The organism is Mycolicibacterium grossiae (genome assembly GCF_008329645.1).
Classification (GTDB): domain Bacteria; phylum Actinomycetota; class Actinomycetes; order Mycobacteriales; family Mycobacteriaceae; genus Mycobacterium; species Mycobacterium grossiae.
In genome coordinates this window covers 2,905,778-2,921,660 of sequence record NZ_CP043474.1, presented here as the reverse complement: position 1 = coordinate 2,921,660, position 15,883 = coordinate 2,905,778, and the positions used below count along the sequence as shown (strand labels likewise).

Annotated in this window: 15 protein-coding genes and 1 pseudogene; 6 read left to right on the top strand and 10 right to left on the bottom strand. The window is 68.9% G+C overall.

Translation table 11 applies throughout. The features are described 5' to 3' along the window. Nucleotides 1–346: 346 nt before the first annotated feature. The 7 genes from FZ046_RS13985 to FZ046_RS13955 form a co-directional block, all read right to left on the bottom strand. Nucleotides 347–1,252, bottom strand: coding sequence for a M56 family metallopeptidase (locus tag FZ046_RS13985; RefSeq protein ID WP_246182772.1), 906 nt, complete (start codon nt 1,250–1,252; stop codon nt 347–349). Beyond that, entirely contained in the window at nt 1,249–1,668 is a 420-nt protein-coding gene (locus FZ046_RS13980) for a BlaI/MecI/CopY family transcriptional regulator (protein ID WP_070352274.1), read from the bottom strand. Before FZ046_RS13980 ends, FZ046_RS13985 begins: the two co-directional genes overlap by 4 nt. Next, nucleotides 1,665–2,291 carry a TlpA family protein disulfide reductase gene (locus FZ046_RS13975; protein WP_070352275.1) on the bottom strand — a complete coding sequence of 209 codons (627 nt, stop codon included), beginning with the start codon at nt 2,289–2,291 and terminating at the stop codon, nt 1,665–1,667. The genes FZ046_RS13980 and FZ046_RS13975 overlap by 4 nt, the downstream gene beginning before the upstream one ends. Then, nucleotides 2,291–2,809 (bottom strand): hypothetical protein, encoded by a 519-nt coding sequence (locus FZ046_RS13970; protein WP_070352276.1) that lies wholly within the window; start codon nt 2,807–2,809, stop codon nt 2,291–2,293. The genes FZ046_RS13975 and FZ046_RS13970 overlap by 1 nt, the downstream gene beginning before the upstream one ends. Nucleotides 2,810–2,866: 57 nt before the next feature. Continuing rightward, a complete protein-coding gene (locus tag FZ046_RS13965) occupies nt 2,867–4,126 on the bottom strand; it encodes a L,D-transpeptidase (RefSeq protein WP_070352277.1) in 1,260 nt (419 codons plus the stop codon). Nucleotides 4,127–4,294: 168 nt separating this feature from the next. Continuing rightward, nucleotides 4,295–5,809: a multicopper oxidase family protein gene (locus FZ046_RS13960; protein WP_070352278.1), complete on the bottom strand. Its 1,515-nt coding sequence runs from the start codon at nt 5,807–5,809 to the stop codon at nt 4,295–4,297. Beyond that, nucleotides 5,802–6,047, bottom strand: coding sequence for a hypothetical protein (locus FZ046_RS13955; RefSeq protein WP_083298116.1), 246 nt, complete (start codon nt 6,045–6,047; stop codon nt 5,802–5,804). Before FZ046_RS13955 ends, FZ046_RS13960 begins: the two co-directional genes overlap by 8 nt. Nucleotides 6,048–6,150: 103 nt before the next feature. On the opposite strand from FZ046_RS13955, the gene FZ046_RS13950 reads away from it, so the two are divergent. Both FZ046_RS13950 and FZ046_RS13945 read left to right on the top strand, forming a co-directional pair. Then, nucleotides 6,151–6,903: a response regulator gene (locus tag FZ046_RS13950; RefSeq protein WP_070352280.1), complete on the top strand. Its 753-nt coding sequence runs from the start codon at nt 6,151–6,153 to the stop codon at nt 6,901–6,903. Between the two features lie 35 nt (nt 6,904–6,938). Next, nucleotides 6,939–8,039 (top strand): sensor histidine kinase, encoded by a 1,101-nt coding sequence (locus FZ046_RS13945; protein ID WP_246182771.1) that lies wholly within the window; start codon nt 6,939–6,941, stop codon nt 8,037–8,039. Between the two features lie 60 nt (nt 8,040–8,099). On the opposite strand, the gene FZ046_RS13940 is transcribed toward FZ046_RS13945, so the two are convergent. Then, the gene (locus FZ046_RS13940; RefSeq protein WP_070352281.1) at nt 8,100–8,762 is read right to left on the bottom strand and encodes a DUF305 domain-containing protein; all 663 of its coding nucleotides are present in this window, start codon (nt 8,760–8,762) and stop codon (nt 8,100–8,102) included. Nucleotides 8,763–8,941: 179 nt separating this feature from the next. Continuing rightward, nucleotides 8,942–10,030 carry a peptidoglycan hydrolase RipC gene (gene ripC / locus FZ046_RS13935; protein ID WP_070352282.1) on the bottom strand — a complete coding sequence of 363 codons (1,089 nt, stop codon included), beginning with the start codon at nt 10,028–10,030 and terminating at the stop codon, nt 8,942–8,944. Nucleotides 10,031–10,402: 372 nt separating this feature from the next. Here ripC and FZ046_RS13930 point away from each other — a divergent pair, with 372 nt between their 5' ends. The 4 genes from FZ046_RS13930 to FZ046_RS13915 all read left to right on the top strand — a co-directional run bounded on the left by FZ046_RS13930 (nt 10,403) and on the right by FZ046_RS13915 (nt 14,025). Next, nucleotides 10,403–11,575, top strand: a complete 1,173-nt coding sequence (locus FZ046_RS13930; protein ID WP_070352314.1) for a L,D-transpeptidase — start codon at nt 10,403–10,405, stop codon at nt 11,573–11,575. Nucleotides 11,576–11,717: 142 nt separating this feature from the next. Next, nucleotides 11,718–12,710 (top strand): L,D-transpeptidase, encoded by a 993-nt coding sequence (locus FZ046_RS13925; RefSeq protein ID WP_070352283.1) that lies wholly within the window; start codon nt 11,718–11,720, stop codon nt 12,708–12,710. Nucleotides 12,711–12,842: 132 nt separating this feature from the next. Beyond that, nucleotides 12,843–13,085 (top strand): hypothetical protein, encoded by a 243-nt coding sequence (locus FZ046_RS13920; protein ID WP_083298117.1) that lies wholly within the window; start codon nt 12,843–12,845, stop codon nt 13,083–13,085. A gap of 187 nt (nt 13,086–13,272) precedes the next feature. After that, nucleotides 13,273–14,025 (top strand): F510_1955 family glycosylhydrolase, encoded by a 753-nt coding sequence (locus tag FZ046_RS13915; RefSeq protein WP_246182770.1) that lies wholly within the window; start codon nt 13,273–13,275, stop codon nt 14,023–14,025. Nucleotides 14,026–14,193: 168 nt separating this feature from the next. On the opposite strand, the pseudogene FZ046_RS13910 reads toward FZ046_RS13915, so the two are convergent. Next, nucleotides 14,194–15,567 (bottom strand): annotated as a pseudogene (locus FZ046_RS13910) (molybdopterin-dependent oxidoreductase). Nucleotides 15,568–15,883 lie beyond the last annotated feature (316 nt).

Below are 15,883 nucleotides of genomic sequence, written 5' to 3'. Positions count from 1 at the left end.
CCTACCCCGCCACCGCGACCGGGACCGGTGGTGACGCGCAGGGATGGGCGCGCGCCACCCGTCGCCACCCTCGCCACGGTGGGCATCGGCACCTGATCAGTACGCAGGTGCTCCGTCGACACGCCCGAGGCGACCTGTCGGGAACACCGAGACCGGGTCGTTGCGCCCCTCACGCCGCCACGCGGCACCGCAACCGGAACCGTGCCGCATCCCGACACCGGTTGCAATGCAACCGATCCCGTGCTCCATCAGCCGATCGGGTTCACCGACGGCGCAGCGGCGCGTGCGATTGCGGACGCGGTTCTCGGTGAGACGTAACCCTGCGGCGCAGCGGGATCGGCATCGATCAAACCGCGGTGCACGACGCCAGGGCGGTGGTCAGCACCGCCACCACGATCACCGCCGTCGTGGCCAGCAGCATCGCGGTGCCCCCGGCGGCCGGCCCGCTGAACCGTGTGGCGCGCGGGCGATGCCGGCCCGACAGGCGTTGCAACCTCAGGTGCACGCAGTCGCCGGAGACGCCCAGCGCGGCCGCGGGCGCCTGCGCATCCTGCAACCTCAGCAGGGCACGGCGCAGCGGACGGTTCCCGTGGACCCGTGCGGCGTGGGCGTCGGCGTCCAGTTCGACCAGAGTGCGCACCAACGACGGGGACTGCCGGGTCAGCGGCAGCCACCACAGTCCCGCGGAGACGGCGTGGGCCACCGCGATCAGTAGATGGTGGCGCCGCTGCAGGTGGGCCCGTTCGTGGGCCACCACCGCGCGCACCGCGGCGTCGTCGAGGCACTCGCGCACACCGGTACTCAGCACCACCAGCGGCGGGTCACCGGCCAGGCTGTAGGCGTGCTGCTCGGAGGTGGGCAGCCACAGCACCCCGTCGCCGCGGGGCGCGCCGCCGTGCAGTACCCACGCCAGTTCGGCGTGCCGGGCGTGCAGGCGTCGGCGGTAGCGGCCCGTGCTGGCCAGTCGCCATCCGCCGCTCACCGCGGCGAAGCCGATGAGCCCGCCGCTGATCACCCCGACGGCCGTGTCGAGGCCGCCTGGCGGGCCGGTGTGCAACGCCAGCCAGCACCGGTGAATCAGTTCGGCCAGCCCCGGCAGCGCGACGGCGAACACCGTGAGACACACCAATACCGCCCACGCCATCAGCAGCATCCCGGCGTCGGCGCCGCGGCGGGTCAGCCAGCGCAGCGCCGACGGCGACAACGCCGCCATCGCCAGGCCCACCACCGACCACCACACGATGCCGGTCATCGGGTGGCCCGCCGTTCGTTCAAGCCTCGCGTCAACGCGCGGGTCTCCGCGTCGGTGGCCTCACGCGCAAAGTGCAACAGGGCCGCCGCCGGATCGCCGCTGTCGGCCAACAGCTCTCGCAGCGCGTCCGTGGCCACCTGCAGGCGGCTGCGTTTGGCGCGATACCGATAGGCCCGTCCGTCGCGTTCTCTGATCAGCCAGCCCTTCCGGTGCAGGTTGTCCATGACCGTCATGACGGTGGTGTAGGCGGGCTGCCGCGCCGACGACAACCCGCCCAGGACGTCGCGGACCCGCACCCCCTCCTCGCTACTCCACACCAGGTCCATGATGCGGGACTCCAACTCCCCCAGCCCCTGCCGCGGCCGACGCGGCCTCGACGGTGCCGAGCCGACGGGGTGCGCCGCACCGGCGGTCATCGAATACCCCCGTCGCGCAACGCCGCAGCAACCGACGTGCGGACCTGCGCGGGGTCACCGAAGACGAGAACGTCCTGCAGTCGTCGCACCGCGCCGTCACCGGTCACCAGATAGCTCAACGGCAGCAGCGGTGGCGTGCCCAGGGCGCGTTGCACGTCGTCGGCGTCGGTCAGCGACGGGTAACGAATCTTGAGATCGCGCATCAACGCCGCCGCCGCGTCGGGCCGATCGGTCACGTTCACACCGATCACCCGCACCGCGTCGGGGGTCGCGGCGTACGCGTCGAGCACCGGCATCTCCTCGCGACACGGCGCACACCACGACGCCCAGAGGTTGAGCAGCGTCGGCGGCCCGGCGACGACCGCACCCACGTCGACCGGACCGGGCGCGCCCAGGCACCGGGCGCTCACGCCGGACAGGGCGGGCACCGGGTCGGTGATCGCGGCCGCCGGGCACGGCGGCGCACCGCCCTCGTCGCGGGTCGGGTGTGCTCGCGCGGCGACACCGGCCGCGCCCGATGTCGGCGATGACGCCGGCTCCGCCGCCCAGAACAGACCGACGATCAACGCCGTGATTGCGGCAACGGCAACGGCGAGGACGGCCAGCGACCGCACCGGCACCATCAGCGCTGACCGGCGAACGGTTCGGGACGCGCCCCGGTCATCGGGGCGCGCGACATCCCGGTGGGGCAGGACCGCAGCGTCGACAGCCGACGCCACAGCGCCCAGCCGAGCACGGCCAACGAGGCCGCGGCCAGCACCGGCTGCATCGGCGCCCACACTCCCAACGCGCCGCTGACGCCGAGTGCCGCGACGATGAGCTTGTTGCACACCGGGCACCCCACCGCCAGCACCGAGCCGATGTTGGCCACGACTCCCGCCCGCCCCGGTGCCCGCGGCGCCGACGAGGGTGCGTGCACGTAGGTGGCGGCCAGGACGCCGCTGAGCACCGACGCCACCGCCCACGCCGCGTAACTCCACCACGGCACCGGGGTCATGCGCACGAAGAACGGGTTGTCCAGCAGCGCGCTCGGCACGCCGATGGCCACGGCGACACCCACCGCCGCGGCGAACCCGACGGCCAGGCGGATCCACGCCCACCGTCGGGCCGGAGGAGGGATCATCGGCGCACTGTCGGTCATGTCGGCTCCTCGTCGCTGTCGGCTCGGGTAGTTGTCGGGAAACGTGCCCGTGGAGGGTCAGGGCAGTGCACTGCCCTGCACCCACTGATCCCACGGCAGGCTCCAGTCGCCGTTCTGCCACACCTGCAGCGGCTCTCCGCCGGTGTTGCGGACCTCCACGACGTCGCCGGGCTGCGAGAAGTCGTAGAACCACTGGGCGTTGTCGGCGTTGAGGTTCAGGCAGCCGTGCGAGACGTTGGTGTTGCCCTGTGCCCACACGGTGCTGTCGAGCTGGTGCAGGTACACCCCGTCGGTGCTGATCCGCGTCGCGAAGCTGATCGACTCCTTGTACCCCAGTCGTGAGTTGACCGGCAGCCCGAACGTCGAGGAGTCCATCACCACGGGGTTGGCCTTGTCCATCACGGTGTAGGTGCCGCGTTGGGTCCAGAAGGAGATGGTCTGGCCGTTGACCGTCTCGCTGCCGCCCATGCCCATCGAGGTGGGCATGGTGCGCACCAGTGCACCGTTGTCGTACACGCTGACCTGCTTGGTCAGGTCGTCGGCGATCGAGACGTGGGCGTCGCCGATGGTGAAGCCGACCCGAGTGTCCTGCTGACCGTAGAGTCCGTCGCCGAGCGGGACGCCGTAGACGTCGGCGGCCACGGTGACCGTCGTGCCCGGCGTGAAGTACTGCGGGGGCCGCCAGTGCGCAGTCTGGTCGTCGAGCCAGTACCACGATCCCGGCACCGGCGGTGTGGTGGTGACGGTCATCCGGCGTTCGGCGGCGGCCCTGTCGGCGATGGGCTCGTCGAAGCGGGCGACCACCACGGTGCCCACGCCGTAGGTGCCGCCGTCTCGGATCGGTGCGCCGCCGGTCGTGGTCAGCGTGACGGCGGTCTGGTTGCCCGGCGTCAGTGTGGAGAATCGCGAATCGGCGCGGCGCGCGATCCCGTCGGCGCCCACAGCGGTGGCGCTGAGCGTGTAGTTGCGGCCGTATCCGAGGGGGACGCCCGGTTTCCACGCGGTGCGGTCGGGTGTGGTGATGCCCTCGATGCGGGTGCCCTGTTCGTTGCGCATCTCCACGTCCACGAGTTCTCCGTCGGTGGCCGACACGCTGATCGGCGCCAACGGGTCGACCTCGGCGCTGCCGGGTCCCGGCGAGATGCTGAGCACCGCCGGCGAGGGCGGCGCCTTCTGCGCCGGCCCGTCGGCGTCCACCGCAGGGCCGCAGTCGGCGCAGCGCACGAGCCCGAGGCCGACCACGCCCCCCAGGACGCCGATCATCAGCAGTGTGCCGGCCAGGGCCAGCACCGCGATCGTTCGGCGGTGCGGTGACATGAAACCCCTTTGCGTCTCGAGTGGCGACCGTTACGGTGCGACTCCACTTATCTACTAAGTAGGTTAGTAGATTATCACCCGGGGGTGTGGTTCCCGCGCGGAGGTGTGCACCGCCGCCCCTGAGGTTCCAGCTGCGGCGTCGCGTGCCGGGGACAGTCGCCACTGCGTTCAGCCGGTGTAGTCGAGCCGGGTCATCATGCCGGCGTCCTGGTGATAGGTGTTGTGGCAATGCAGCATCCACTGGCCGGGGTTGTCGGCGATGAACGCCACTCGAAGGCGCTGTGCGGGCAGCACGATCGCGGTGTCCTTGCGCGCGCCGGGCCGCCCGTCGGCGGTGAGGATCTCGAAGGTGTGGCCGTGCAGGTGCATCGGATGCCACATCGTCGAGGTGTTGTCGAAGGTCATCTCGATTCGCTGGCCCGACCGCACCTGCAGCGGTGTGGTTCGGGAGAACGGCGCCCCGTTGATCGTCCACTCGTAGGGTGCCATGGAGCCGGCCAGGGTAACCGGCAGCTTCGCGTCGGGCACCGCGGGGACGAGCGCCGCGGCGGTGGTGGCGTTGAAGTCGGCGACGGTGCCGACGCGGCCGCCGAGTTGGGGCGGCGTGAAGTCGGCCGGCGGCGGGTCGCCCGCTCCGGTGATCAGCAGGGCGCGTGCCGTGGCGTTCTTGCCCTCGGCGAGGGCGACCAGTGCGAACGCCCCGTCCCCGGCGGTGACGCGCACGTCGTACCGTTCGCCCATCCCGATCAGCACCGCGTCCACCTCGGTCGGGACCACGGGGAATCCGTCGGTGTGGGTCACCGTGAGTCGATGCCCGGTCACCGCGACCCGGAACGCGGTGTCCGACGCCGCGTTGATGATGCGGATCCTGACCCGCTGGCCGGGCTGCGCGCGAAAGGTGCTGGGAGCGGCGGGGATTCGTCCGTTGACGAGGTAGTAGGGGTAGGAGACGTCGCCGGCGTCACCGCCCAAGAGCGTGCTCTTACCGGTTCCGCCGACACCGGCCACGGTGCCCATGCCCGGCATGCCCGGCATGCCGTCGCCGCCGACCATGTCGTGACCCGGTGCCGACATGGCGCGCAACCCGTCGAAGATCTGCTCGGGACTGGATCCGACGCCGTCGGTCCAGTCGTCGAGCATGACGATCCACTCGGCGTCGTAGTCTCCCGGATCCCGCGGGTCGTCGACGATGACGGGGAAGTACAACCCGGTGTCGGCGTCCAGGCCGGTGTGCGGGTGGGCCCAGTAGGTGCCGGGATGCGGGACCGAGAACCGGTAGGTGAAGTCGCCGCCGGCGGCGATGTCCGGTGTCGCCGGCGCTGCGCCGTCCATGTCGTTGCGCATCGCGATCCCGTGCCAGTGCACCGACGTCGTGCGCGGCAGCCGGTTGCGCACGGTCACCGCGACCTCGTCGCCGACCGACGCCCGCAGCACCGGACCGGGCACCGTGCCGTTGTAGGCCAGCGATTCGGCGACGCTGCCGCCGAGGTCCACCCGCGTCCGGTCGGCGGTCACCGTCGCCGAGACCGTCCGGCCGCTGTGCGGGCGGCGCGCCTCGACCTCTCCGATCTCGTCGACGACGCCACCGCCGCCCGCTCCGGAGCTGCATCCGGCCAGCGTCGCCCCGGCCGCCGCCGTCGCCACCAGGAACGCCCGCCGCGACAAGGCGCGCCCTTCAGACATGACGTCGGTTCCGCGTGTGCGACGCCGGCGGGTTCGCCGCCCCGGCGTTGTCGGCCGCCACCGGGGCCGGGCTGCGCTGCGACGATCGCGCCGAGCCGCCCGCGAACAGTGCCCCGGTGATCGCCACGGTCAGCACCCAACACGCGGCGATCACGCCCAACAGGAACAGCCAGCCGTGCCAGTCCACACCCATCATCGCGTGCACCAGTTGCCCGGCCGCCGGCGTCATCGCGCTCATGGAGACCACGGTGCGTCTCGCACCGGAGCGATCCGGTGTTGGTCGTGTGAAGATTCGTTGAAGATCGCCCCGCACGCCACATGCGGGAGCGGACCCCGGCACCATGAAACCCATGACCGACACCTCAGCGCGCACCGACGACCGCTCACCGGGGTTCCGCGCGTTGGTCGTCGACGACGAAGTCGCCCTGGCCGAGATCGTGGCCAGCTACCTCGTCCGGGAACACTTCGACACGCGGGTCGCCCACGACGGAGCCACCGCCGTCGCCCTGGCCCGTAACCACGACCCCGACGTCGTGATCCTGGATCTGGGTCTGCCCGGCATGGACGGGCTGGAGGTGTGCCGTCAACTCCGCACCTTCTCCGACGCCTACGTCGTGATGCTCACCGCCCGCGACACCGAGTTGGACACCATCGTCGGACTCAGCGTCGGCGCCGACGACTACGTGACCAAACCGTTCAGCTCCGGCGAGCTGGTCGCCCGGATCCGGGCGATGCTGCGCCGACCGCGCGCGGCGCCCGCCGCGGCCACCGCGGCCTCCGACAGGCCGGCGCCGCTGACGTTCGGACCGCTGCGCATCGACCTGGCCGCGCGCGAGGTGTTCCTCGACGGTGCACCGATTCCGTTGACGCGCACCGAATTCGACCTGCTGGCCGCCCTGTCGGCGCGACCCGGCACTGTGCTGAGCCGCCGCCAACTCCTCGAGACCGTGCGCGACGGCCCCTGGGTGGGAAACGAGCACCTCGTCGACGTCCACGTCGGACACGTCCGGCGCAAACTCGGCGACGACCCCGCCGCCCCGCGCTTCATCATCACCGTGCGCGGTGTCGGGTACCGGATGGGCGACCCCCGTTGATCGCCGCTCGGTGGCGCCGCCGCGCTGGCCTGGGCATGCGGCTGCTCATCGCCCAGACGACGGTGCTGTTGGCCGGGGCGATCACCACCTGGGTGGTCGCCGCCGTCGTCGGACCGCCTCTGTTCCGCGAGCACCTGCACCGCGCCGGCGTGCCCGGGGGTTCGGCCGAGCAGCTGCACGCCGAAGAGGCCTACCTGTACGCGACGGTGTTCTCCGTCGGCGGCGCGGTGGCGGTGTCGGCGCTCACCGCGTTCGCGGTGACGCTCTACGTCAGCCGGCGGCTGCAGCGGTCGGTCACCGAAGTGGCCGCCGCGGCCAGCGCCGTGTCGGAGGGCCGATACGACGTGCGAGTGGCCCCGCAGAACCTCGGCGAGGACTTCGACGCGCTGTCGGGGGCCTTCAATCGAATGGCCGCCCAGCTCCAGGACATCGACACCACCCGCCGTCAACTGTTCGGCGACCTCGCCCACGAGATACGCACGCCGGTGGCGGTGCTCGAGGCCTGCCTGGAAGCCGTCGAGGACGGCATCCGGCCACTGACCCCCGACACCATCGCGATGATGCGCGATCAGTCACGTCGACTCGTGCGCTTCGCCGGAGATCTGGGCGCACTGGCCCAGGCCGAGGAGAGCGCAGCGACGATGTCGTTCACCGATCTCGACGTCGCCGACGTGATCACCCGGACCGTCGCCGCCGTCGCCGACCGGTACCACGCCAAGAACGTGACGCTGTCGACGGACCTGGCGGCGGTGCGGCACGACGTGTGGGGCGACCCGCAGCGGCTCACTCAGGTTCTGGTCAACGTCCTGGACAACGCACTGCGACACACGTCCGCCGGGGGCCACGTGAACGTGGGAACCGATATCGAGGGCCCGCACCTCGTCGTCCGCGTGACCGACGACGGCGACGGCATCTCCGACGCGCACCTACCGCACGTCTTCGAACGCCTCTACCGCGCCGACACCGCCCGCGATCGCGACCACGGCGGATCGGGGCTGGGATTGGCCATCGCCAAGGCGCTGGTGGACGCCCACGGCGGCCACATCAGCGCCACCAGCGCAGGCTCCGGCACGGGCGCGACCTTCACCATCGGACTGCCGCTGCTGCTCGTGCCGTTGCGAACATCATCCCGCTGACCACGGGCGCCGCCGCTTGACGACGCTTCAACGACTCTCCTTCGAGCGGCCCGACCGCACTCACATCGCGGCCAACATCGCGTTCATGGAGTCGATCTCCTGCTGCTGAGAGGTGATGATAGAGCGCGCCATCTCGGTGGCCGCCGGGAACTGGCCGCCGTCCACCTCGGTGCGGGCCATGGTGATCGCTCCCTTGTGGTGCTCGATCATCTGCGTCAGGAACAGCCTGCTCGCCTCGGCGCCCTGGGCGTTCTGCAGTGCCGCCATGTCCTGCTGCGACATCATGCCCCCGCCGCCCATGCCGCTCATGTCGTGACCGGGCATCCCGGACATGTTCGGCATCCCCGGCGACGGCGTGGTCGGCACGCCCCAGTCGGTGAGCCAGCCCTGCATCTTCTCGATCTCGGGGCCCTGGGCCGCCTTGATCTGATTGGCCAGCGTCACCACCTTCGGATCGATGCCCTGCTTTCCCAGCAGCATGTCGCTCATCTCGACGGCCTGCTGGTGGTGCGGGATCATGCCCTGCGCGAACGCCACGTCGGCATCGTTGTGCGCCTGCGCCGACTGACCACTCGACGTCGAGGGGGCCGAAGCAGCCGAGGTCTGCGAGCTGCCCATCGACGACATGTCGTGCTCCGCCGAGGTGTTGCTACACGCACCCACCGTCAACGTGCCCGCCACCGCAGCAGCGGCCAGCAATCCGAACTTCCCAACGTTCCTCATCCGAGTCCTCCGTGTTCCGTACTCGACATCGCCTCTCGACGTCGAGGACCGATCTCGCGTCGCGATCGGCCACATCCATCTCGCACCCCAGCGTGGCCGAACCGTCTAAGGGTCGCCGCGACGTTCGGTGAAGAATCGGTAAAGGCGGTTGGTTCCCTCTTCGCCGTCAGCGTGCACGGTCAATAGCGGCGGGCGTTGTGGAACGGCGATGAGGAGATCGGTGCCACCTTGACCGGCACCCCGAAGGTCGAGGCGTGCACCATCATGCCGTCGCCGATGTAGATGCCGGCATGGGAGACATCGTCGTAGAACGTGACGATGTCCCCCGGCTGCAGGTCCCCCTGTCCGATCGGTTGGCCTCCGTCGGCCAGCGCCTGACTCGAGCGCGGCAGCTTGCGGCCGGTCTGCAGGAACGCCCACTGGATCAGCCCCGAGCAGTCGAACGCGTCTGGGCCCGTCGCTCCCCAGGAGTAGGGCTTGCCGATCTGGGTGAGGGCGGCTTGAACGACGACGTCGTTCCGCCCGCCGGGCGCCTCGGTGGGCGCGGGCGCACCCTCGACCGGAGCCGGTGGCGGCGCGGCGATGATGCTCGGGTCCGGGGTGGGTGCGGGATCGGGTGCCGGCGGCGGCGGGCCGGGGTCGGCCAGGACGGCGCGCTGCTCCGGGGTCAGCACGTCGTACTGCGCCTTGACCGCCGCGATCTGGCGCATCAACTCGCTCTGTCGGGCTTGCAATTCGGCGCGCACCGCGGCGGCCTGCTCGGCGGCGCCACGTGCTGCAGCCGCGGAATCCGTGGATTCGCGGGCCGCCGCGTTCGCCCGGTCGCTGGCCCGCCGGTATCCCTTCATCGCGGTGGCCATCTCCGCCGAGATGACGCGCTGGACGGACAACTGATCGATCAACTGTTGGGGGGAATCCGCGGTCAGCACCGCCGACATGCCGTCTGATCGTCCGCCCATGTACATCGCGGCGGCGACGTCGTCGACCGCGCTCTGATACGACTCCAGATCAGCCGTGGCCGCATTCAGAGTGGCCTCGTCGGCGTTGCGGCGCGCCTCGGCGGCGGCTTGCTCGGCCACCTTGGCGTCGAGGTCCAGTTCGGCGGAGTTCATCGCCTCGGTGGTCTGCTCGACTGTTCGGGATAGTTCGTTGAGCCTGGCCAACGCATCCGAGGCGGGGTCGGCGTTGCCGGTGCTCGACACCACTGCGAGCAGCAGAACCACTGATGCCGCGATGCGCAGCCCCCGGCTGGAGCGTGCACGTGTCATTCTGGCAACACGTTCGACAGACAAAGCAGATGACCCTTCGCGTCGCGAATGAACCCGTGAACCGATCACACGTCGATTGCTACTAACTCTGTAATTACTACGTAGATCGCGACTACGTTACGAAACGGCAACGAACTTGTCTACGTGACCGCCGCATGACCGACCGAGCGGCGACCGTCATTACCGAATCTTCATCGAAGGGCCAAGCCGCCCATACTCGACCCCGTGACACTGGAGACTGCAGCAGCGTCACCGCGCTGGCAATCCGAGCGTCTCCGAAAGGCTGGTTCCTTGCCGACCGACCGCACGTCAGTGCAACCGCGACCGACTCGCGAACTCGCGCCGAACCGAAGCTGGCGTTTTCCTGCGGCGATCGTCGTGCTGGTCGCGTCGGCGCTCGCCGTCGCAGCGTGCGCGAGTCCGGCGGTCACCACGACGGCGCAGACGCCCGCGGCCATCGCCGATAAGGGCGAGCCCTATGCCGATCTGCTCGAGCCGTGGTTGCGGTCGTCGGTGACCGACGGCGCCGTCGGGGTCCCCGTGGATGCGCCGGTGACCGTGGCCGCCGGCGACGGCGTCCTGGGCGCAGTCGACATGATCAATGCCGACGGCAAGACCATCACCGGGCAGCTCGGCCCGGACGGCGTGACGTGGTCCACCGCCGAACCACTGGGTTACAACAAGCGGTACACCTTGACCGCCGAGGCACTCGGACTCGCCGGAGTGGTCACCCAGCGCATGACGTTTCAGACTCAGTCACCACAGAACCTGACGATGCCCTACGTGATGCCCAACGACGGCGACGTCGTGGGAGTGGGGCAACCGGTGGCCATCCGCTTCGACGAGGACATCACCGACCGCGCGGCTGCACAACGGGCCATCGACGTCACCACGACCCCCCGCGTCGAGGGAGCGTTCTACTGGCTCAGTGCTCGCGAAGTCCGTTGGCGCCCAGCGCAGTACTGGACACCGGGCACCTCCGTCGAGGTCGCGGTGAACACCTACGGCGTCGACCTCGGTGACGGATTGTTCGGACAGGACAGCGTCACAACGCGGTTCACCATCGGCGACCAGGTCATCGCCACCGCCGACGACGCCACCAAGACGTTGACGGTGCGGCGCAACGGCGAGGTGATCAAGACCATGCCGATGTCGATGGGCAAGAACAGCACCCCCACCGACAACGGCGCCTACATCATCGGCGACAGATACGCCAACCTCGTCATGGACTCCTCGACGTACGGTGTCCCCGTCAACTCCCCCAACGGATATCGCCTCGACGTCGACTGGGCCACCCAGATGTCCTACAGCGGCATCTACGTCCACTCCGCACCCTGGTCGATAGGTAGCCAGGGCAACACCAACGTCAGCCACGGCTGCCTCAACGTCAGTCCCGAGAACGCGAAGTGGTTCTACGACAACACCAAACGCGGTGACATCGTCGAAGTGATGAACACGGTGGGATCGACCCTCGCGGGGACCGACGGGCTCGGCGACTGGAACGTGCCCTGGGAACAATGGCGGACCGGCAACACCACCGCCTGACGGACCCACGGTCGTCGGGGTAACGGACCCAGCCCGCCGACCGCTGTTCATCTACGTACCAAGTGCGTAGGATTGCCGTGGCAACGGGCCGCGGCGCATGGCGGCGTTATCCGGCGCCACCCGCTCAACTTCAGGAGGATTCATGACCCGGCGAGCCACCGTGGCAGCTGCGCTCACCGCAGCCGCCGTCATCGGCCTCAGCACCACGTTGTGGGCGGGTCCGCGCGCGAACGCCGAACCGGTGGCGCCCGACTCACCCGACCCGGCCATTCCCGTAGTCACAGTCGATCCGATGACGGACACGTCGGCGATCGCCGAACAGTCCCCCGCGCCAGCTCCCCCACTGCAGCCACCGAATCCGTCCGCCATTCCAGCAGCGAGCGCGACCGGTGTCCCCGCCGGACAGGATCCGACCCCCTACACCAGCCCGCCGGTGTTCGCCCCGCCGACGTTCAACCCGCTCAACGGGTCGATGGTCGGCGTCGCTAAACCGATCTCCATCACCTTCCAGCGTCCCATCGCCGACCGCGCCATGGCCGAACAAGCCATCCACGTCTCGTCCAACCCGCCCGTGCCCGGCAAGTTCTACTGGATGTCCGACACTCAGGTCCGTTGGCGCCCCATCGACTTCTGGCCCGCCAACACGACGGTCACCGTCGACGCCTCGGGAACCAAGGCGAGCTTCCGCACCGGGGAATCCCTCGTGGCGACCATCGACGACGCCACCCATCAGATGACCGTCACGAGAAACGGCGTCGTCGAGAAAACCTTCCCGGTGTCACTAGGCAAACCGAAGTACGAGACCAAGAACGGCACCTACTACGTCCTGGAGAGGTTCGCCGACATCGTCATGGACTCCTCCACCTACGGCGTCCCCATCGATTCCGCCGAGGGCTACAAGCTCAAGGTGCAAGACGCCGTCCGCATCGACAACAGCGGCATCTTCGTCCACGGCGCCCCCTGGTCGGTGGCCGATCAGGGCAAGCGCAACGTCAGCCACGGCTGCATCAACCTCAGCCCCGCCAACGCCCAGTGGTTCTACGACAACTTCGGCAGCGGCGACCCCGTTGTCATCAAGAACACCACCGGCGGCATCTACAACCAACCCGACGGCGCGCAGGACTGGCAGATCTAACGGGCCCGTTTCCCGACCCGAGCATCGCAAGCGACACCCTGTCATCTCCTTGCTCGGGTGTGTGTCGGCACCGCCGCCTGGCGTCTCGTAGTACAGCCTGCTCCGCAGCAGATCACCCACGGAGGGACAACCATGACGGAAATCGCCCCGCGCGGAACCCGGCCTCAACGGCTCTATCAAGCCCTGGCGATCACGGGTATCGCGGTAGGGATCTCCGTCATCGTCGCTGGTTTGTATCTGCTCGTCGCACGTCCGAGTTGCTGCGACTACATGAACATGGGCCGCAACACGATGATGGAACAAACCATGAACGCGCCGTCGATGTCACCGATGCCGGGCATGCCGACGGCCTCTGCACCCGCCCCGACACCCTAAACCGTTGCCGCGCCCCGTCATACGAGTGTCTCGCCGTAACCAGAAGGCAATCATCAGGTGTGGACAACGTGGGTCGTCGGCGACCGATGGTATCAGTGCGCGGCTCCGTAGGTTTACTGGCGCAGTTCTGACCGGAGCCCTCGCCGCGGCGTGTTCGGCGAATCCTCCCGACAGCACGACCGCACTCGTGCCGGGCATGACCCATATCCACGGCCTCGGCATCAACCCGGCGACCGACTCCCTCTACGTCGCAACGCATTACGGGCTCTTTCGCATCGACGACAATCAAGAGCCGCATCGAGTCGGTACCCTGACGCAGGACTTCATGGGCTTCACCGTCACCGGCCCCGACGAGTTCTTGGCCAGCGGCCACCCCGATCCGGCCGATCGTCAACAGCTGCCGCATCTGGGCCTGATCAAGAGCGAGGACGCCGGTGAGTCCTGGAAGTCACTGTCTTTGGAGGGCAGCGCCGACTTCCACGCCCTCGAGTACCGCCATGGACGGGTCTACGGTCACGACAGCCAGTCCGGGAAGGTCCTGATCAGCCTCGACGAACGGTCCTGGCAACCACGGGCAGAAGTCGCTGCTGTCGACCTCGCGGTATCACCGGTGGACGCTGACGAGATCCTCGCGACAACCCGCCAAGGGTTACAGCGGAGCACCGACGGGGCACTCACGTTCGCCGCCATCGTCGGCACACCGGCACTGGTGTTCATCAGCTGGCCTGAGCGCGGACCACTCGTCGGAGCTGACATCGAGGGAACTCTGTACACCAGCACAGACGCCGGCCGGACCTGGCGACCACGACACGCTCTGACGGCCAGACCTCAAGCCCTCCTCGCTGCCGGCGACGGTGAGGTGTACATCGCGACCGAAACCGCCGTGTACGAATCGGCGGACGACGGCGCCACGGTACAAGTCGTGGCGGCCGTCGAATAACCGGGCAGCGGCGTGCGCCCGATCGTGTTGGCCGCGACCGGCTGCATAACCGTCAAGTGGCCCGCCGTCGTCGACGACGCTCCTCGCCGTTTCGCCACGGGACGTAGCTTTGCAGAGCTGTGGCGCGTGAACACCGACGTCTCGTACGGCTGGACGCCGACCTCGCCGTCACTCGACGAAGGCCACGCGCCGTTCCAGACCGGTGGAGCCATCCGGAACGGTCGGCCGCTGCTCAACGATCTGCCGTTGGCCCGACCGATCCGTGCAGCGCACGGCGAGGGTGTGCGTGCCGGGACTGCTGTTCCACTCCCAGTACCACTGCCTCCACGTGTCGATCGAGTACTCGGCCGTGAGCGTCGCGAACTGCCACGGCCCGTTGTCGACACGAACTTCCACTGATTCGATGCCGCGTTGCTGCGCCCAGGCCACACCGGCGACGACAATGCTTCCGGCCTTCAGCCGAGCGAATCCGGCCGGCACCTCGACGCTGGACGAGATCTTTATCGGCGCTCGGGCGGCCCACCCGCGCTCGGTCCAGTAGGCCGACGCCTTGTCGAAGCGGGTGATCTCCAGCTCGCTCACCCACTTGGTGGCCGAGACGTATCAGTAGAGGCCGGGATCCACGAGCCGGGCGGATACCCGTGTTCCAGAGGTAGGGGTTCGCCGTTCATTGCCACGGCCAGCAGAGCGTCGCGGCCGTCGAGTCCCGCGGCCAGGGGGGTGCTCGCGGTGAACCCGTCGACGCTTCGAGACAGCAGCATGTCGGCGTCGGGGTCGAGGCCGGCACTGGCGAGCAGGTCGGTCAGTAAGTATCCGGTCCATCGCGCATTGCCGACCAGGTTGCCGCCCACCGGATTTGACACGCAGGTGAGCGTGATGACGCGGTCGACGGCCGACCGGCGGTACAGGTCGTCGAAGGTGAGGGTGATCTCGCGATCCACCATGCCGTGAATGCGCAATGCGCCATTGATCCGTTGTCAGCGCTGGGATCTGCAGAACGGTGTCGATGCGGTAGAACGTGTCGTTGGGGGTGATGAAACTCGTCATCTCGGGCACGGCCACCTGGTGGGCCGCCGTGACCGGCGGGGCGGGGGTCTCAACGGTGGGGACCCGGAAACCGGCTCGGTCGCCCGCCAAGCTGCGCATCCGGTCGCCGACGTAGCGGCCGGCTGCGACGCCCGCGACCGCGACCGCGGCGGCGACACCGGCCACGCCGAAGACCGCGAACAGGATCGAGCCGTACGGCCGCCGTGGTGTTTCGGCGAGGCCCGCGACGACCGACAGCACGTCGATGATGATCCCCATCCCGATGAACAGCGCCAGCTTGTCACGGGTTCCGAAGGTGTCGATGGCGAACTCCCGCATGGCGAACGGTGAGTGATCGACAACGGCGCCACCCACCGCCAGCCACGGTGAGGACGCCGCCCCCACCACGGCCGCGACGAGGACACCAACCCCCAAGGTGACTGCAGCGGCGAGCAGTCCCGAGACGGCCCGAGCAGGACGCTGCGGGCTCCGCTCGCTCTCTTCGACACCCGTCATCCTGGCTCCTGGCTGCGATGTCACCTCATCGATCGCGACCTCTGTATTCGTAGCGGCATGGCCCCCAGACGGGAGCCCTTACAATCCGCTGGTTCTGCACGTGGTGCAGGTGGGCCGTCGGTGGCGGATCGACCGCATGAGAACTCTCGCGAAAACTGTTCTGCAACCTGAGAATCGACATGTGCCTCACGCGACTTTGGGTTCAGTTGATCGCGCGAACGGTAGATCGGACGATCAGAGGAAGGTGGCTGCTACGCCTCGAACACCAGGAGATAGAAACTATCCGGTGTCGTCAGAACACCAACAACTGAGTACT